This window comes from Alteromonas sp. ABV4_150 (genome assembly GCF_056311745.1).
On the sequence record NZ_CM149971.1, the window covers coordinates 999,354 to 1,017,208 of the forward strand.

The following is a 17,855-nucleotide window of genomic DNA, read 5'->3' on the forward strand; positions in this document are numbered from 1 at the left end:
AAATAATGGCGAACCCAAGTTTTGTATATAACCCACCGATGACACCTTATCTTGATATTTTGTATCAAGATGAGGACATGGTGGTTGCGCATAAACCTAGCGGGCTATTGAGCGTTCCGGGCAAAGCATTAGAGCACCGCGACTCGCTGATTAGCCGGGTGAACCGTGTGTACCCCACCGCCACAGTAGTGCATCGCTTAGACATGGCGACTTCGGGTATTTTGGTGCTAGCGCTTAACAAAGATAGCCATCGCCATATCTCGAAACAGTTTGAGTTACGTCAAACTAAAAAGCGCTACTTCGCCCGGGTTCATGGACATGTAGAACAAGACAGCGGAGAAGTTAACCTTCCCCTTATTTGCGACTGGCCAAACAGACCAAAGCAAATGGTAGACTTCGAGCGCGGTAAAAAAGCCGTAACGCACTTTGATGTTGTCGAACGTACCCATGATGAAAAAGGTTTGCCCTACTCTTTAGTTGCCCTTTACCCTATCACAGGTCGATCTCACCAACTTCGCGTGCATATGCTTGCCTTGGGCCACCCTATTTTGGGGGATAGACTCTATGCCCATGAAGAAGCGTTATCTATGGCGGCTCGTTTACAGCTTCATGCTGAAAGCTTGAGTCTTTCGCACCCGACACTTGGGCACTGGCTGCACTTTAATGTCGCCATCCCTTTTAGTCCGTTTCGCCCAAGGCCGCTGTCAGAAAGTATTGAGTAGCGTTTTAACGCTAATCAACGTTATCAATAGACTTCATTTTAGTTTTAAAGCAACCTGCCGATAACTCTGCTAGAACGATTTAATTTTTTAATTGATGTGATACGGTCAAAGTTGTCCGTATCGGGGTGATAGCTAAAGGCAAACCACTTTTTATGAAAAGGCACGCTCTCCTTTTAATCTTTGCAATGGTTGTTTCGCTGCTGCCGATGACGGCTCACTGCGACTTTTTAGAGGATGTCAGGAATGCTTATCTCCCCGGCGAAGTAAAAGCGCTTATGATAGGTGAAATGGAAGCCCCACTCATTGAAGTTGAGGCAAGAACACCACTTCCCTTAGGTGTTGCTATTGTGCTCACTGAGCCCTTTCCATCTAGCCTGACTCTTGCTCAAGGCAACAGCCTGGCGAGCATGCTTGCTGAGAAAGGGTGGAACGTGGTTATTAGCCCATTTAATTTGCCGATAAACTCACCATCAACTTTAAATATTGAAGAGCAAACGAGTGAGTCGCAGCAAGAAAACGTAACACCATCGATAGGTAGCAAACAGATGGTTCATCCTAGAAGTAACCAGCTGACTCAGTACCTTGATTTTGAATCAACAACGACTACGCTAGCGCTTCAACTCAATGCTTTAGATAACTATTTACAAGACAGAACAGGTTATCGCATGGTCATTGCGCAGGGTATGCTTGCAGCGGCCTATTTGTCTGCAATAGAAGTGCAGCCCAATTTACAGCCTGATACCTTTGTCGCTATTTCGCCGTTTTGGCCGCAAGAAGAAACCAACAATTTGGTAATTGATACGATAGCGAAAGCCAACTTTCCCATTCTTGATTTGTCCTTAAGCAACTTTAACGATTGGGAAACACGCACGGCGATAAGAAGAAAGGTTCGCGCAAAAAATGAGCTAAAGTTGCATTATAGACAAGTCGTCCTACCAAACAACTCTTTAACCTTTAGTATAAAGTTAATTGAAAAAAACCCTAATATTCATAGGGTTGCAAATAGCACTATAGGCTGGACCAGGCATCTAGGCTGGTAATTCTTTCTTCTTGATATTACGCTAAATTAACATCCAAAACAGTGACCTACCCATAATAAGATAAATATCGGGGTATTGAAGTTATTGGTAACGATGTAATGGACTATACTAATTTTAGCAGACAGAGACGGTTGAGTTACTCGTGAATGTTCAGAATTTTGTAGATAACAAAGCAAAACAGCTGTGTTTCTATTTGAGAGCATTTTGGCAGGGAGAAGCTTCCTATCGAAGAGATCGAGCTATTCTTTTGGGATAGTATGGAAGAATGGGGTCAAGTTGAATGCACATTGACCCAGCCATATACGCAAAAGGAACGTGTTTTTTGGCATTTGCTTCACCAAGTGCATTACTGGAATGAAGATAAACTCACGAAAGACCAGTTTCTTGTTGATGAGTTAACAAACTGCGTTAACTTCCTAGAGGGTTTGGGACACTGCCCTCTAGACTGTGTTGGAATACGCCCATAACTCCGTTATTTTTACGGCGTTTGACCACATGTCACCGACTTCTACTCTTTTCTAAATCATTCATAATGCCTTCACAGTTTTATTGCTAAACACCCTGGTTCATGGCTCAATACACTTTTGAGTTACCGCTTAAGGCCGAAGTATTGCTTACTGCATTAAAAACATTCAATGACAAACGCTACCTCACGATTTTTCTATTTGGCATTTCCAGTGGTTTTCCTTGGATCATGATAGGTTCAGTGTTATCGGCTTGGCTAAAAGATGAAGGTTTATCGCGCTCGGCTATTGGACTTTTCGGCATCATCTTCGCTACCTATTCATTTAATTTTCTATGGTCGCCTCTTGTCGATAAGCTTAAGCCTCCAATGTTAGGGCAAAGACGCGGCTGGATCTTCTTAATGCAATGCGGTGTTGTTTTGCTCTGTTTGGCTATGTCACAGCTTACCGCAGACAATGACTTATTTTACGTCGCCTTAATTGGTTTATTAATTGCCATTGCTTCTGCCACCCAAGATATTGCTATTGATGGCTTTCGTATTGATTGCATTGAAAAAGAAGATAAAGATGGTATGTCTGCTGCCTCGTCAGTAGCAACAGCTGGATGGTGGACGGGTTATGGTGGTCTTGGAGCTATCCCTTTTTTCTTGGCAGACCTTACTTCTTGGGCATGGCCAGACATTTACTTATTGCTTGGCGCAATTATGGCCTCGTTAGCAATAGCTACCTGCTTTGCCAATGAACCCGCTGTTAATAGAGAGGCCTTGCTTGAACAGGTAACGGATTTAAACGCAAATAGCTCTGCATTAATTAACTGGATAAGAACAACACTAATTACACCATTTTCCGAATTCTTTAACCGCAATGGCATTAAGCTGGCCGCTTCATTCTTACTGTTTATTTTTCTTTTTAAAATTGGCGAAGCGTTTTTAGGTCGTATGAGCATTGTCTTTTATAAGGAAGTCGGCTTTTCCAATAGCGACATTGCCACTTACTCAAAGTTACTCAACTGGTGGGTAACCATTATATTCTCTCTACTTGGCGGATTAGTAAACATTCGCTACGGCATTTATCGAGGGTTGATGATTGCAGGTGTTGCTATGGCGGCTTCAAACCTTCTCTTTGCTCTTATCGCACAAACCGGCCCATCGACCTCACTGCTAGCCATCACTGTCGTTGTCGACGGTTTTACCGGCGCATGGAGTACTGTTGCCATGGTCGCCTTTATATCGCTCTTGTGTAACCGCGCTTTTAGTGCAACTCAATATGCACTTATGGCCTCATTAAGTGTTGCAGGACGAACATTGGTTGCTTCTAGCAGTGGTTTGGTTGTTGACAGTCTTGACGGAAACTGGAGTCTATTTTTCATTTTGACGGCTGTAATGGTGCTTCCAAGCCTTTGCTTTTTATACTCTATTAGGGGTCATATTAAACGCGTTGAAGCGCCATAACTAAGGTTCATTAACAACCAGCATACCTCTGTTTTCTTGCAACTTCGCGTCAGTTGCCTACATTTAAATAAGGCAACTAACGCACACACTTGCAAGGAAGAAAGTTGAGTTCAAAAAAGGCTGTGCCCCCACGCCACAAAATATCGTCGAATTACGCTTCTTTTACCTTTTCTAAAGCAAGCGTGACTGCTCTGCTTTTCAGTATGATAGTTATGTCAATTTTGCTGGCGCTCATCACCAAACAACAATCTTTCATTACTAACCTGAAGCAACAGAATAATTTAGAAGATAGTCTAATTAGTGCTGAGTATCGAATTGACCAACTCAACAGCCAAATGCTAAGCAATAGTGCCACCCACACGGCCCTAGCACACCAGTTACAGGTAACCTATCAAGAGTTGAATAGATATTTACTAGACAAACAGAGGGTCAGCGCTCCTGCTTCTTCCTTTTCTAAAGAAGAGTTTCAAAGCGCGTATAAAAGTTTAAGTAAAGCTACGGCGGAGGAAACAGCTAAGCAAACGCGAATATTACTTTATACCCTTGTGGAGTTGCCCCCCACTGAATTAAAGCCCTATATTGATGATGACTTTAGCCTTCTTCCGCTTTTAAAATCCCTAAAAGCCGAAGAAAATGCAGTGCTACTGCGTATTCAAGCACTGCGCGAAAAGATGTTGATAACTACCCTATTTGGCGCAGTTGCTCTGGCTCTTTGCTATCTTTGTGCGTGGCTTTTTACTAGAAACGTACCCAAGAGTTCTCTTCGAAAGCTTAATAAATCAAAGGTAAGGCTTGCTATTGCAGACCATAGTGAGGACTTGCAGGACAGAAAATTTTTGCAGCTTATCAGCCATGAGTTTCGAGCCCCTATTAGCGCCATAATCAGCGCTTTAGAGCTTATGCCAAACATGGAAGACCAGAAGGCTAAGTTAATTCAACAGGCCGAGCAATCGAGCTACAGGCTGCTTAATCTAACGAATAACCTTACTGAGATACTCAATAACCATGTAGAGGACGACCTTCAGGTCTCAAAAGTCGACTTAATTAGTTTACTAGACGAATGCATATCGCCTTTTTCAGTAAGAGTTAAAGATAAAAAGCTTGAACTTAACATGCATTGCAGTCATAGCGTTCCAAATTATGCTGAAACCGACGCTATGGCCCTTTCGAAAGTAATAGTAAATATAATGGATAATGCCGTAAAGTTTACGTCGACGGGACTAATTGACGTGACCGTTACAACGCTTGTAAAAAACAAAAAAGTCTTTCTAGTAATCATTATTAACGACACTGGTATTGGCATTGATGAACAAACCCAAAAACGCATGTTCGAACGCTTTTACAGAGGAGAACATTCACAAAGTCAGCGCTACCCAGGGGCGGGAATCGGCCTGTCCGTGGCTAAGCGCAGCCTTGATAAACTTGGCGGTACTTTACAGGTTAACAGTACTCTAGGCGTCGGTTCCGAATTTAAAATATCACTACCAATTAACCCCTTAGAAGACTCGCCGTCGGTAACATCGACACCTTCTAATGCCAAGTTTGCCATTGTCGACGACTTAGAAATATCAAGGCTACACCTACAGTCTATAGTCACGAAAGAAGGCTTTAGCGTTCGCACATTTTCATCTGGCGCCAACCTTTTAAACCTTCACGATGAACTGCTTCAGTTCTCCGGTATCATCGCCGATCTTTATATGCCAGGAATGAATGGCTTAGAACTAATTAAGACACTCAAAGCTATTTACGGAGAGCGCGTACCGCCGGTCATCGTATTGTCTGCTACGCCGGATATCGCCAATATTATCGCCAAAAGTGAATTGCCTATATTCCAAAGCTTTGTAAAACCCATTGACAGAAACCGGTTTGCCGATGCTATACACCAGCTTTCAGGTAGTAAAACAAAGGCCGTCAAAGCCTTGACCAAAGCAAACATTTTAGTGGTAGAGGATGAGCCAATAAATGCAGAAATGCTGGAATACATGCTACACAGTATGGGTCACGATGTTACTGTAAGCTACACAGGCGATGACGCCATAGGTCGAGTAAACGAGACAGCCTATGACTGTATATTGCTCGATATCAATCTGCCGGATATAAACGGCTTGGAAGTGGCGAATATCATAAAGGAAGGGTTCCCTGACCTCCCTATCATTGCGCTTACCGCCAACGCCCATAGAAACGATAAAGAGGCCTCGTTGAAAGCAGGCATTCGATATCACCTCGTGAAGCCGGTTACCTTTCAAGAACTCAAAAATACCTTACATCTTACACTCGTTTAGAAGGTATTTTTTAAGTGTAGATACGATACTGATTTCGACCGTTTTCTTTCGCCTCATAAAGCGCCTGATCGGCACATTCAAGCCATGCCATCGCGCCTTTAAAATCGGGAGAGAACTGGGCAAGCCCTAGGCTTACAGTAAAGCTTATCGACTCGGCTTCATGCTCAACCACTAACCGCTGTGCCAATTGACGAATTCGCTCGGCTACAGCTTTTGCATCATCTACCGTTGAATCATTGAGGATAATAGCAAACTCTTCACCGCCGTAGCGTCCAGCAAGATCAGTTTCCCGCACACAGCGTTTAATCAGTGCTGCGAGCATTTTTATAACTTTGTCTCCCGCCTGGTGGCCGTAGGTGTCGTTGATGCGCTTAAAATGATCGATATCAAGCATAAGTGCGGTACTGGGCTTATCTCGCCGAACGCATAACTTGTGCATTTCATCAAACCGTTCTTGCCAATAGCGACGGTTGAATAACCCTGTTAGGCCATCTACTCGACTTGCTGTTTTCAGCTCTTCGTTAAGATGCTCCATTCCAAGCTTGCCTAGGGCCTGTTCGGTAACATCGTAAACCAGCATACAAAATCGCTCTACGCGCCCGCTTTTATCCACTATAGGGAATATGGTCACGTTTTGATACATAAACTCAGCGGCACAAGTAACTGGTCGATTACAGTCAAATTTTAATAAATAAGGGCGCTGCTCCCATATGATAAATACAGGACTATTCAAGTTAAATACAGGGTCAACTTTGGTTCTGAGCCACTTCTCTTCTATTTCTGGAAAGTGAGAAAACAAGCTAGTTCCAATAATAGCGTTTGCTTTTTTTGCGCTATGGTTCTCAAGAAATTTATTCCAGACCTGCACGTTGAAGTTGCGATCAATTACCGCAATCCCTACTTCTATTGAATCGAGCAATTCTGTAGGAACGTGACACGAACTAACGTGGTCGCTGACAGCGAATTCACCAGTTGAAGCATTCATAGACTTCCCTTGTCTTGTTTTATAAAGCCATCATCGAACAGACGCGCATAAACCTGATTCATAGCATCACCGGGGAACAACAATAAAAGGTCGAAGGAAATATCTCTCGACTTTATCGCATAGCCAATCTCAATGGCCATTAGTTTTCCCCAGCGCTGGACGTTATCACTCAAAAGCGTTGATAAGCCTTGGTGCTGCCCGAGTAAGATAGGATGCGTATGACTAAACGCAACGTTGAGCTGCTCTGATAAGCCATTTAAACAAGCACCGATTAGAATATTCGACACATCCATTAGCGCTTCTAGGGCAAGCTTATCTGACGACGCAGACGACGGATATTTTAATAATTCAACAATATTTTGCGTATTTGTGTCGTTAAAAATAACTAGGGCTTCTCCACTTATACCTTCGCTAATAAACCCTTTTGAAACCGCAGAAACGCTGTCATTACGATTAATCTCGGCAATCGCCATAGACAGTTCGTTGCTTTCAATTAAGTTTACATTAGGTATGGGTAAGTCAATAAACTCACCTAGCAGCTGGGCTAAATTTTCTCCTGCACGCCCCATGGCAATATTCACCATTTCACGGCATGCGTCTAACTGCTCTTCTTTGCTCGTTGGGCCTTTTGCTTTAGGTGCACTTGACTCACTTTGCCCTTGCGCCTTTTGTAAACTAGCCCCTGAAGAGTGGCTCTCGCCGCTATAGATACCGTAGGAAGATAAGATATGGCTGAGTTTGTCATTATCGATTGGCTTTCGAATGAAATCTAAAGCACCGAGGGCAAGCATTTTTTCCCGCGCTTGCGCCTGAACATCACCGGACACTACCACCACTAAGCAAGGCAAATCCTGCTGACGAATGGCTTCCATGGTTTGGTAGCCATCCATTACCGGCATGTTTAAATCGAGGAAAACCACATCACCTTTTCCTTCTCGGATAAAAGCTAGGGCCTGTTCGCCATTCTCGGCAAAGGAAATATCTACATCCCACCCATCGGGTAAACTGCGCGCCATTTGACGCCTTGCGAAGCCCGAGTCATCGCAAATTAATATTGGAGTACTCATGGTAACTCCTTAAATAGCAACTGGGGCTTTAATATGCGGGTGAGACTGGTAATTCTTCAGCGTAAAGTCATCGTAGGAAAAACCAAAGATATCTTTAATATCCGGGTTAATTTCCATCGTTGGACGGGCAAAAGGTTCGCGACCAAGCTGCAATTCTACCTGTTCAAGATGATTAGAATACAAGTGCGCATCGCCAAGCGTATGAATAAAATCACCCGGCTCTAGATCGCATACTTGGGCAATCATCATGGTAAGCAGTGCATAACTTGCAATGTTAAACGGAACACCAAGAAAGATATCACCGCTACGTTGGTACAGCTGACAGCTTAGCTTGCCCTCTAAAACGTAAAATTGAAAAAGTGTATGGCAAGGGGGTAGCGCCTGTTTACCCATTGCCGCATTTTCTTTTGGTGAATAGCTAGTATCAGGTAAGACTGCGGGGTTCCAGCCGCTAACGATAAGACGGCGTGAATCAGGGTTATTTTTAATTTGCTCTACCACTTCGGCAATTTGGTCAACCGAGGTACCGTCACCGCGATCCCAACTACGCCATTGATGGCCATATACAGGACCAAGCTCGCCTTCATCGGTAGCCCATTCATCCCAAATCTTTACGCCATGCTCTTTTAAATAAGCAATATTTGTTTCGCCTTTCAAGAACCAAAGTAGTTCGTGAATGATCGATTTAAGGTGACACTTCTTTGTTGTCACCAAAGGAAAACCTTCCTGTAGATTAAAGCGCATCTGATACCCGAATACACTTAACGTACCTGTACCAGTTCGATCTTCCTTTTTCACACCCGTATCACGTACATGGCGCATTAGAGCGAGATATTCTTTCATCGTTATTCTTATATTTTTTGCTGTTCAACATGGTCTTTTCCGCGCATGTAAGCACGGACTATTAATCCTATTCCTAAAGCTATCATAGGTAAACAAAGAAGTTGCCCCTGGCTTAGGCCCATTTGATATAAGCCAATATGTGCGTCGGGTTCTCTGAAATACTCAACAATAAATCGGAAGCTTCCATAACCAAGTAAGAATAAACCACTCACCGCCCCTACTGGGCGCTTCTTGGCAGAGTAAAGCCATAGGATAATAAAGAGCAGAACGCCCTCTAAAGCAAATTCGTACAGCTGAGACGGGTGACGAGGAACATAGCCTGCGTTCGGGAAAATAACAGCCCAAGGTACGTCTGTGGTACGCCCCCATAGCTCTGCGTTAAGGAAGTTGCCGATTCGACCCGCCCCCAAGCCAATGGGCACCAGCGGCGCTACGAAATCCCCTAGACGTAGGAACGTGGTATTCATACACTTTGCGCGCCAAAACAGCGCAGTTAACACCCCTAACAAGCCGCCGTGGAAAGACATTCCACCCGCCCAAATTTTGAATAGATACAGTGGATCATCTAAGAACATGCCAAACTGGTAGAAAAGCACATAGCCGATGCGACCACCTAAAATCACGCCCACAAAGCTCCAAAAAAGCAGGTCGCTTAACTGCTCTCTACTCCAGTTAGTTTGTGATAGGCGCTTTTGCGCCAACAAATACGCGGCGATAAAACCTACCAAATACATCAAGCCATACCAGCGCACACTTAATGGACCGACACTGAAGATAACGGGGTCGATACTGGGGAATACCAGATAACTGCTCTGTTCCATTACTTTATTCAATTCCTAAAATCATTCTAATGCTTACTAAAACAAGTAAGCATGCCAACATCGCTTTTAGCACACGTATATTAACGCGCTGTCCAAGCTTAGCTCCTATGTTTGCGGTAAACATAGAGGTTGCAACAATACCAGCTGTAGCAGGCAGATAAACATAACCCATACTGTATTCTGGTACATCTATCTCACCCCACCCAGCGATAACAAAACTGGTGGTACCAAAAATGGCAATAACTAGCCCGCAAAAAGCGGCACAACCAATAGCCGCGCGTACATTAACACGAAACCACACTAAAGCGGGTACAAGTAATGCGCCACCGCCAATACCCATTAACGCACTTAGCATACCGGCACCTCCACCAACAGTGGCTAACGCCCCTTTTGATGCCTCGTTTTCAGACGCTTTTTGTTTGCCGAAAATCATTTGCAAAGCTATCAATATCACCAGTACGGCGAACACATCTTTTAGTAATTCACCCGAGATATGACTTGCCACCTGTGCTCCGGCAATTGCGCCAAACGCAATCCCTAATCCGGTATAAAGCACAACATGACGCTGAATATTACCGAGTTTATAATGTGCTAAAGCCGACGACATACCCGTGAAAATGATGGTAGATAAGGACGTTGCAATAGCGATAGGCATAACCGTTTCGGTGGTCATGCCCAGAAAGTGAATCAGCAAGTACGACAGCGCAGGTACAATAATTAAGCCGCCACCGATGCCCAACATACCTGCAAGAATTCCAACCACTGAACCTAAAATTAGACAGCTGACGACAATTACAACAAGTGGATCCATTTTTTAACCACCTGCTCGGATAAGGCCTCCTAGGCCCTTGGTTTCAAGATACTGATTTAAGTGCACAAAGACTTCGTCTTGGCTAACAGAGGTTAGCGCTAATGAAAGTAGTTGCTTACACTCATCAAGCGTTACTTTTCGAATAAGCCAGTTTATCTTTCTTAAGTTGAAACCATTCATACTCAAGCGTCGGTAACCCATTCCCATTAGCAGCAGGGCCCCTGCCGGCTCCCCCGCTATTTCTCCGCAGATAGTCACCGGTACTTGGTTTTGATTAGCTTTTTGGACCACATCGTAAAGTGCCCCTAATACGGCTGGGTGATAACTGTTGTAGAGCCCCGCCACCCGCGTGTTGTTTCTGTCGACTGCCAAAAGGTACTGGGTTAAGTCATTGCTGCCTACAGAAAAGAAATCAACATGCTTAGCCAGTTGAGGCAGTTGATAAAGTACCGAAGGCACTTCAAGCATAATGCCTAGTTTAGGTTTATTTAGGGTCTGCCCAGATTCTGCTATTTCGTCAGATATCTCATAAAACGCCTGATTGATAAGGCGCTTAGACTCCTGCACTTCAGATACCGTAGATATCATAGGCAGCATAATTTGCAGGTTACTAAGCCCTACGCTTGCCCGAAGCATAGCGCGAACTTGAACCAAGAATATTTCAGGGTGGTCAAGGGTAAGCCGAATACCACGCCAGCCTAAAAAAGGGTTCTCTTCGTTAATCGGGAAATACGGCAGTGGTTTATCGCCCCCCACATCCAAAGTGCGCATGGTAATGGGTAACGATGGTGCAGCCTCAAGGACTTGGCGATATAGCTTTACCTGCTCTTGTTCCGAGGGGAATCGCTCGCGAAGCATAAAAGGAATTTCTGTACGGTACAAACCAACGCCAGCCCCAATCTGCTCGGCGTTTAGCTCTACTTCAGCAGAAAGGCCCGCGTTGATGTAAAGTGACATTCTACAACCATCAACGCTTTCACAAGGTTTATCTGCCTCTGCGTTTATTTTCTCGGCGATGGCCGACTCTTCATCAATAAGCTGAATAAATTCAGTTTTAATATTGCGCTCTGGCGAAACAATGACTTCCCCAGAATAGCCATCAAGCAGTATTTCTTTGTCTTCAAGTAGTGCTGGTGTGACGTTTTGACAGCCCATTACGGCGGGCACGCCCATAGCTCTTGCTAATATGGCCGCGTGAGAGTTGTTAGAACCACGAATGGAAATAATGCCTTTGAGCTTATCTCGCGGAAACTCAGCGAGCATAGGCGCTGACACTTCATCAGCGACTAGAATACTGGGCTCAGCAATGACCTGTTCAGTAATTTTTTGACCGTTCGCTTCATACAAGATGTTGGCTAAGATTCGGTCTGATAAATCGACGATATCAATAGCACGCTCTTGCATGTAAGGGTCGTCCATAGCCTGAAAGCGAGCAGCGTAGCCTTCGACCACCATCTTCAAAGACGACGCAGCATCCCAACCTTGGCGAATTTTTTCTTCTACTTCGCGACCTAAACTGTTGGCATCCAACAGGTGGTGATATAGCTGAAAAATTGATTTAACATCATCGGGTATACCGTCATCTAACCGCTCAGACAAGGCGTCAACATGCCCCCTTGTTACCTCAACACCTTTGCGGTAAAGCTGAATTTGATCTTGCGGCGACTGCGTGCGTTTTACCACCCAGTTTTTGAGGTTGATAGACTTATCGGGTGAGACCCCTTTACCAATAGCCAAACCAGGCGAGCCTGCAATACCTCTTACATTTTTCTGCCGTGCCGTATTGTCGTTTGAGTTTGATAAGGTCAATGCGCCACGTATATCGGCATTGGTGATCTCTAGCGCTAGCTGTGCAGCAAGGGTAACTAAAAACGCCTCTTCATCTTCGCTAAAGCGTCGCATTTGGGATTGCTGAAGCGTGATAACGCCTAAGACACGCCGCTGGTTGATAATAGGCGTTCCTAAAAAGGCATTATACTTTTCTTCTTTTACTTCGGGGTAGTGTTTAAATCGTGGGTGGTTGTGCGCGTTTACGATATTTAGCGGTTCTTCACGTTGACCAACTAAACCGATAAGGCCTTCTGAAAAACCAATGCGAACTTGTTCTACCGCATCGGGGTGCAGACCATCCGTCGCTTTTAGGATAAATTCTTGCGTGTCGTAGTCAGCAAGGTAAATTGAGCATGAGTCTACACTGAGGGTGTGCTTTACACGTGACGCTAGCTTAAACAAAGCGGTATCGAGCGCAGGAATTTGATTCATTTCCTGCACGATACGTTTCAATGTGGTTAACATTGCGCCTTGTTGGCTCTGAGGGCTCACCGGTTTATCCTTGTGTAATTGCAGTTTGCTCGTCGCTTACTGTTGCACATCGCTACCTTTGACACCTTCACTACCTTTGCTGCCTTTGCCGCTTTCACCGATTTATACCTTTGACCGTTAACCGCGCCTGCGTTTTTTCCCGCGCTTGTGCGGAGCTACGTTTTGGCGCTGCTGAGGTCGATGTTGCGCAGACATAACTACAGGCGAGAACTCTTTCATTACTCGTCTGTAGACGTCTCGTTTAAACGATACAACATTTCTAATGGGATACCAGTAGCTTACCCACCTCCAGTCATCAAATTCAGGATGACCTGTTTTAAGCACATTAACATCGCGGTCATTGCAATCTAGCTGCAACAAGAACCATTTTTGTTTTTGCCCTATACAAACAGGGTTGCTACCTTGTCGAATTAATCGCTTTGGTAGCTTATATCTAAGCCAGTTACGGGTAACACTCAAAATGGTGACATCTTTCGGTGTCAATCCTACTTCTTCGTGAAGCTCGCGGTACATAGCTTGTTCAGCAGATTCCCCTTCATCAATTCCGCCTTGAGGGAACTGCCATGAATGTTGACCATAACGTCTTGCCCAAAATATTTGACCCATTTTGTTGCAAATCACTATGCCCACATTCGCACGGAATCCATCGGCATCTATCACATAGACTCCCGGGCACACTATCTTGTATATGTTTTCATTCTTCCACAAACTATGCTCCAATCATAGTCTTAATGTTCGCCTTCGCTTTCAAACAGGAAATTAACCACCTTATGCAACCTCCTTCATCGCCTCCATCTTCGCCAGACGCCCTTTTGGCACGATGTCACACTATCGCGGGTTTAACCTTAGGAGAACTGGCTGATATGGCCAATGTTGCCATTCCTGTTAATTTACAGCGCCACAAAGGGTGGCCGGGTATGCTTATTGAGAAATGGTTGGGCGCAAGCGCGGGCTCTAAGCCTCAGCAGGACTTTCCTGAATTAGGCATAGAACTTAAAACCATACCCATTGACGTTAACTTTTCACCACTAGAAACCACCTATGTTTGTTTTGCGCCCCTCTTAATGGCGCCGGGTATCACGTGGGAAACTTCGAATGTGCGAAACAAGCTACAGCAGGTGTTGTGGCTACCCATTGAAGGTGACAGAGCCATTCCTTTAGCCCATCGACGAGTGGCAACTGGGTTTTACTGGCGTCCAAACCAGCATGAAGACGCAATGCTTAGACGCGACTGGGAAGAGTTAGTAGAACAAATTGCCACGGGGCAAGTAGAGTCTATTACCTCTCGACAAGGCGAAGCACTTCACATTCGCCCTAAAGCGGCTAACGGTAAAGTGCTTACCGATGCATTAGGACCAGAAGGCCAGCGTATTAAAACTCGCCCTAGAGGATTTTACTTGCGCAAAACCTTTACCCACCAAATACTGCGCAATGCGTTTGGTATGTAAAGTAAGCGTTGCAAACTGAAAACCTTCTTCACTTTGTAGGCGCATTGTTCAAATGTTTTACAAGGTATTCGCTTAAGAACTTTTCTGAGTTAACGCCAAGACGTTTTGCCACAGCTTCTAATTTGGCATCGCTATGAAGCAGCACTTTTTTCGCATACTCTAGGCGGTAGTGGAATATAAACCGCCTGAAGTTTTTCTTCTCAGTAAGCTGAAGCGCAATAGCGAAAGATGTAGGGTCGATATCCGCCCCTTTGCAAAACTCACTTAGCGTAAGAAAGCGGGTTTTATAGGCCTTTGACTCTATGGTATAGCGCTCCGCTTTAGAAATAATACTGCTTATTTCATAGGGTGTGGCTTTACCTTCATCCAGTCGCTCGTAGTTCAATGGCGACGGCGCCGTTCGACGAATAAAGGTCAATGAAAACAATACCACTAACAGTGCACAACCAATCATTAAGTGATGAAAGCTTTCCCAAAAAGGAACGGGGAAAAAGCCAAAGGTTGCGGCAGTAACAAGTAGAATACTCATAAAGGCTACCCCAACCAAACTTCCCATTACACCGGCAAGTTTAGGCATTTTTAAGTTTTTAATGTCCACCGCCTGCTCAGGTAAATGTCTATGATACATTTGAATGTGTTCGGTAATAAGAATGCCAATAAGTAACACACTAAAACCGGTTAAAAGCGAGGCAAAATAGGCAGGCCATAACAGCAAAGGCTCGCCATTAGGCGACGATGAAAGCCATTGCTGTTTATCATCTACCGATATGAGAAGCACAGTACACTGAAAAATGGCCGTTACCACAGTAGGCCACCATAGCCGCTTTCTTGCCGTGGGGTAAGCTAATAACATGGGCTTTATGGCACGATAACAACAAGTAATTGCGATTACTGCAAATACGTCTGATAAACCATACAAGATAGCTAATGAGCTCGCGTGTGCTATTCGCAACCATTCATCTAGCATAAATAGTGGCCAGCAGATAAAGGCTCCAACTAGCCAGCGCATGCTGTGTAAATTTACTTTCTGAACGAACAGACGGACAAAACAGAAAATATAAACGCCTAGTAACGAATATAGAAAATAATCATAGTAGCTTGAAGTCATTAACACCCTTCTTCCTTGAAATAAAATTTGCTAACGCAATACGCATCTAGTGACATGGGTTACCAGTAGATTTCACGTTGCATAGCCACAGTGCGCGTTCGCTCCATAATTCGAATTAACGTACTGAGCTTCTCTGCTGTCCATTTGCGCACCTCATCGTGAGAGTCAACTTCCGCATCGTCTATAGATTGCTTCAGCATGAGCAAAGCGTTTAACTCATCAATGCCGGTAAGTAAGTCTAACCAAGGCGCACGAAAGTTACCCCGCTCTTCAACAAACAAGTCACCAAGCAAAAAACCACTCCACAGGGTTTGTCTTAGCATTATTTCCACTGCGCTGTAATTAGCTGGCCCCATGGTTTTACTGAGGGGCATACTCTGCTGCACGGTTTGCCACCCTTGCGATAACCATCCTTTTGCATGGTCAAGTACAGGATGATCAAACCCCGTCGCGACCTTTTGCCAAGGCTTATTCTGTATAAGGCTTATAGCGTGAATCTTAATGTCTGTAGCGTCATTGTCGAAAAATAGCTTTTCAGGTTCATGGGCTTGCATCAAACCTGTTTGGCGCCCTTGCAGGTAGCTTACTACCGCTGGGTGCTTGCTTAAGGTTTTGTTAAACATGCTCTTTTTAGACAGCAAGTAGCGCAAACTTTGTAAATCATCTTGCCAGCCCCACTTTTGCGCATGGGTTACCAGTTTTTTGTGCAAGGCTAATAGCTCTGGGCACTGCAATACGGGTAGATAAAGCGACACACTCTGCAGCAGCAACCTAACGCTTTTAGCAACCTCAGCCAGCATTTTTATCGAGCCGCTCTCGCAAAATACATGCTCGTGGTGCTGCCAATGTGCCAAAGCGGTTTGCACTGCTTGGCCGAATGCCTCTTCTGTGGTGGTGGTCTCTTCAAGGGCTAGAAAGTCTGGTAGCGGGCGAACTTTAGCATTAAAGCCGTGTAGCAACTGATAGCCTTGAGCGGCTTTTGACACATCGCTTAGACGCACCTGCATATTGTCGTTTATTAGCACAGCGAGAGAAAACAGACTGTTGATCTCCCCTGACATCAATTCAAGCTCAATCTCATTGATGGGGGAGCTGGCTTTATCCGTACTAGCCTTACCGCAGTCTAAGACAATTTCAACTAGGCTATCGCCTAAACCAACCACATAGGCATTGCGCGTAAAGTGTGTACTAAATTGTTTAGAAAGACTCGCATTCTTAGATACGATATCCCAACCTTCGGGCCATACATTTGACTCGAACAACGTGAGATCCGGCCTTGCGTTACCAAGACTTACGTTATACTCCATGCGCTTGTGCAAGCCACCGCTTACTACACCATTGGTTTTTAACGTTTGTTCGTACTCGCCATTATTACCGCGAACCCGAAAGCCCATTTTATTGTTTTGAAAATCGAGCTTATCCGTATCGTAATAGTCATTCTCTAAGCGCATTTCGCGATGAGAGTTAACCTGGATATTGTGTTTTTCAAAAAGAGGGAGTACACGTTGGGTAAACGCCTGGTGAGCATTGTCACCCGTTACAAATTTTAATTCTATTTCTGACATGGTTGCGCTAAGCACAGCTTATGATGCTGACACCTTACCTTTGTCGCTCACTTTTCGCAATGTTGCTGCTGTTAAACAAGTCGCTTAAATTAGACAAAAGTGGAACAAACTTGCCTTTATCGCGGTCAACCAATACCATCTTCACGTTTTAAATTCTAAAATTGGACTTCATATGATTCGAAAGTGGTTAGCAGCAGCCCTTATTGCATGCTCTTTTCAAGCATTTTCGCTACAAGATACCGCTGATTTAGAAGCGTCTTCTTCGCACTATATAAGAGATGACTTGTTTATCTTTATGCATACTGGACCTGGTCGTAACTATCGCATTCTGGGTTCAATTGAAGCTGGTACACCTATTACGGTGCTTTCCCGCGACAATGATGCTGAATTCACGCAAATTACCGACGATGAAGGACGTAAAGGCTGGGTTGAAAGTAAGTTTGTGTCTAATACTATGTCGCAAGCAGAGCAGTTGCCTATTGTTAGTGAGAAGCTTGCTGAGAGCCAAAGTGCTCTGCAAGCTGCACAATCAGAAAATGCCAAACTTCGTCAGCAGCTTAACGATGCTCGTCAAAAGGTGTCTAAACTTACCACTACAAACGACGAACAAGCATCTCAAATCATTCGCTTAACCGCCAAGGTTGAAAGCGCGAATAAAGATGAGCTTGTTACTTGGTTTACTCGCGGTGGTATAGTGGCAGGCGTGGGGATATTGCTTGGTGTAATGCTCACTTACCTTCCTAAGCGCAAACGTAGAAACAGCGAATGGATGTAGTGCTAGCATTTTTAAAAAGTGCCTAAGCAAACATAAACGCCGATGTTAAACATCGGCGTTTATGTTTTAGTTAATCACTCTCACTCAAGCGCAACAAAGGCAACAAATTAAGAATACTCGTGTATTAGCAAACTCACGCCACCGTGTTTTC

The 17,855-nt window shown here is 44.5% G+C and carries 15 protein-coding genes and 1 pseudogene; 7 read left to right on the forward strand and 9 right to left on the reverse strand.

What is annotated here, in order from left to right; all coding sequences use genetic code 11:
* Positions 1 to 5: 5 nt before the first annotated feature.
* The 5 genes and pseudogenes from rluA to ACYX4M_RS04295 all read left to right on the forward strand — a co-directional run bounded on the left by rluA (position 6) and on the right by ACYX4M_RS04295 (position 5,959).
* The gene (rluA, locus tag ACYX4M_RS04275) at positions 6 to 722 is read left to right on the forward strand and encodes a bifunctional tRNA pseudouridine(32) synthase/23S rRNA pseudouridine(746) synthase RluA (RefSeq protein ID WP_476082030.1); all 717 of its coding nucleotides are present in this window, start codon (positions 6 to 8) and stop codon (positions 720 to 722) included.
* 152 nt (positions 723 to 874) lie between these two features.
* Positions 875 to 1,762, forward strand: coding sequence for a DUF3530 family protein (locus ACYX4M_RS04280; protein WP_476082031.1), 888 nt, complete (start codon positions 875 to 877; stop codon positions 1,760 to 1,762).
* Between the two features lie 142 nt (positions 1,763 to 1,904).
* Positions 1,905 to 2,229, forward strand: a pseudogene (locus tag ACYX4M_RS04285) (hypothetical protein).
* A 101-nt stretch (positions 2,230 to 2,330) separates the two neighbouring features.
* On the forward strand, positions 2,331 to 3,677 hold the full coding sequence (locus tag ACYX4M_RS04290) for an AmpG family muropeptide MFS transporter (RefSeq protein ID WP_334059159.1): 1,347 nt from the start codon (positions 2,331 to 2,333) through the stop codon (positions 3,675 to 3,677).
* A 212-nt stretch (positions 3,678 to 3,889) separates the two neighbouring features.
* Positions 3,890 to 5,959, forward strand: coding sequence for a response regulator (locus tag ACYX4M_RS04295; protein WP_476082032.1), 2,070 nt, complete (start codon positions 3,890 to 3,892; stop codon positions 5,957 to 5,959).
* A 10-nt stretch (positions 5,960 to 5,969) separates the two neighbouring features.
* Here ACYX4M_RS04295 and ACYX4M_RS04300 read toward each other — a convergent pair whose 3' ends face one another.
* The 7 genes from ACYX4M_RS04300 to rppH all read right to left on the reverse strand — a co-directional run bounded on the left by ACYX4M_RS04300 (position 5,970) and on the right by rppH (position 13,468).
* The gene (locus ACYX4M_RS04300) at positions 5,970 to 6,944 is read right to left on the reverse strand and encodes a GGDEF domain-containing protein (RefSeq protein WP_476082033.1); all 975 of its coding nucleotides are present in this window, start codon (positions 6,942 to 6,944) and stop codon (positions 5,970 to 5,972) included.
* The gene (locus tag ACYX4M_RS04305) at positions 6,941 to 8,011 is read right to left on the reverse strand and encodes a response regulator (protein WP_476082034.1); all 1,071 of its coding nucleotides are present in this window, start codon (positions 8,009 to 8,011) and stop codon (positions 6,941 to 6,943) included. The genes ACYX4M_RS04300 and ACYX4M_RS04305 overlap by 4 nt, the downstream gene beginning before the upstream one ends.
* A 9-nt stretch (positions 8,012 to 8,020) precedes the next feature.
* Complete coding sequence (locus ACYX4M_RS04310; RefSeq protein ID WP_334059163.1) at positions 8,021 to 8,854, reverse strand: thymidylate synthase; 834 nt, start codon at positions 8,852 to 8,854, stop codon at positions 8,021 to 8,023.
* An 8-nt stretch (positions 8,855 to 8,862) separates the two neighbouring features.
* Positions 8,863 to 9,675, reverse strand: coding sequence for a prolipoprotein diacylglyceryl transferase (gene lgt / locus ACYX4M_RS04315; protein WP_334059164.1), 813 nt, complete (start codon positions 9,673 to 9,675; stop codon positions 8,863 to 8,865).
* A 4-nt stretch (positions 9,676 to 9,679) separates the two neighbouring features.
* Positions 9,680 to 10,486, reverse strand: coding sequence for a sulfite exporter TauE/SafE family protein (locus ACYX4M_RS04320; RefSeq protein ID WP_334059165.1), 807 nt, complete (start codon positions 10,484 to 10,486; stop codon positions 9,680 to 9,682).
* A gap of 3 nt (positions 10,487 to 10,489) precedes the next feature.
* Positions 10,490 to 12,781: a phosphoenolpyruvate--protein phosphotransferase gene (ptsP, locus tag ACYX4M_RS04325; protein ID WP_476082850.1), complete on the reverse strand. Its 2,292-nt coding sequence runs from the start codon at positions 12,779 to 12,781 to the stop codon at positions 10,490 to 10,492.
* Positions 12,782 to 12,925: 144 nt separating this feature from the next.
* Complete coding sequence (gene rppH / locus ACYX4M_RS04330) at positions 12,926 to 13,468, reverse strand: RNA pyrophosphohydrolase (protein ID WP_334059166.1); 543 nt, start codon at positions 13,466 to 13,468, stop codon at positions 12,926 to 12,928.
* Between the two features lie 110 nt (positions 13,469 to 13,578).
* Here rppH and mutH point away from each other — a divergent pair, with 110 nt between their 5' ends.
* Positions 13,579 to 14,256: a DNA mismatch repair endonuclease MutH gene (mutH, locus tag ACYX4M_RS04335; RefSeq protein ID WP_476082035.1), complete on the forward strand. Its 678-nt coding sequence runs from the start codon at positions 13,579 to 13,581 to the stop codon at positions 14,254 to 14,256.
* Positions 14,257 to 14,284: 28 nt separating this feature from the next.
* Here the strand turns inward: mutH and ACYX4M_RS04340 are convergent, their stop codons facing one another.
* A complete protein-coding gene (locus tag ACYX4M_RS04340; RefSeq protein WP_476082036.1) occupies positions 14,285 to 15,364 on the reverse strand; it encodes a helix-turn-helix domain-containing protein in 1,080 nt (359 codons plus the stop codon).
* Between the two features lie 59 nt (positions 15,365 to 15,423).
* Entirely contained in the window at positions 15,424 to 16,929 is a 1,506-nt protein-coding gene (locus ACYX4M_RS04345) for a CYTH domain-containing protein (RefSeq protein WP_476082037.1), read from the reverse strand.
* 172 nt (positions 16,930 to 17,101) lie between these two features.
* Between ACYX4M_RS04345 and ACYX4M_RS04350 the strand changes: the two genes are divergently transcribed.
* Positions 17,102 to 17,704: a TIGR04211 family SH3 domain-containing protein gene (locus ACYX4M_RS04350; protein WP_474872959.1), complete on the forward strand. Its 603-nt coding sequence runs from the start codon at positions 17,102 to 17,104 to the stop codon at positions 17,702 to 17,704.
* The last annotated feature ends 151 nt before the right edge of the window (positions 17,705 to 17,855 follow it).

What these genes read in the sequence shown, in the direction of transcription:
- ACYX4M_RS04305 (WP_476082034.1), bottom strand. Translation starts at nt 8,011, where the DNA reads ATGAGTACTCCAATATTAATTTGCGATGACTCGGGCTTCGCAAGGCGT.
- ACYX4M_RS04350 (WP_474872959.1), top strand. Translation starts at nt 17,102, where the DNA reads ATGATTCGAAAGTGGTTAGCAGCAGCCCTTATTGCATGCTCTTTTCAA.
- ACYX4M_RS04320 (WP_334059165.1), bottom strand. Translation starts at nt 10,486, where the DNA reads ATGGATCCACTTGTTGTAATTGTCGTCAGCTGTCTAATTTTAGGTTCA.
- ACYX4M_RS04340 (WP_476082036.1), bottom strand. Translation starts at nt 15,364, where the DNA reads ATGACTTCAAGCTACTATGATTATTTTCTATATTCGTTACTAGGCGTT.
- ACYX4M_RS04300 (WP_476082033.1), bottom strand. Translation starts at nt 6,944, where the DNA reads ATGAATGCTTCAACTGGTGAATTCGCTGTCAGCGACCACGTTAGTTCG.
- ACYX4M_RS04290 (WP_334059159.1), top strand. Translation starts at nt 2,331, where the DNA reads ATGGCTCAATACACTTTTGAGTTACCGCTTAAGGCCGAAGTATTGCTT.
- ACYX4M_RS04310 (WP_334059163.1), bottom strand. Translation starts at nt 8,854, where the DNA reads ATGAAAGAATATCTCGCTCTAATGCGCCATGTACGTGATACGGGTGTG.
- mutH (WP_476082035.1), top strand. Translation starts at nt 13,579, where the DNA reads ATGCAACCTCCTTCATCGCCTCCATCTTCGCCAGACGCCCTTTTGGCA.
- rluA (WP_476082030.1), top strand. Translation starts at nt 6, where the DNA reads ATGGCGAACCCAAGTTTTGTATATAACCCACCGATGACACCTTATCTT.
- lgt (WP_334059164.1), bottom strand. Translation starts at nt 9,675, where the DNA reads ATGGAACAGAGCAGTTATCTGGTATTCCCCAGTATCGACCCCGTTATC.
- ptsP (WP_476082850.1), bottom strand. Translation starts at nt 12,781, where the DNA reads ATGTTAACCACATTGAAACGTATCGTGCAGGAAATGAATCAAATTCCT.
- ACYX4M_RS04295 (WP_476082032.1), top strand. Translation starts at nt 3,890, where the DNA reads ATGTCAATTTTGCTGGCGCTCATCACCAAACAACAATCTTTCATTACT.
- ACYX4M_RS04280 (WP_476082031.1), top strand. Translation starts at nt 875, where the DNA reads ATGAAAAGGCACGCTCTCCTTTTAATCTTTGCAATGGTTGTTTCGCTG.
- ACYX4M_RS04345 (WP_476082037.1), bottom strand. Translation starts at nt 16,929, where the DNA reads ATGTCAGAAATAGAATTAAAATTTGTAACGGGTGACAATGCTCACCAG.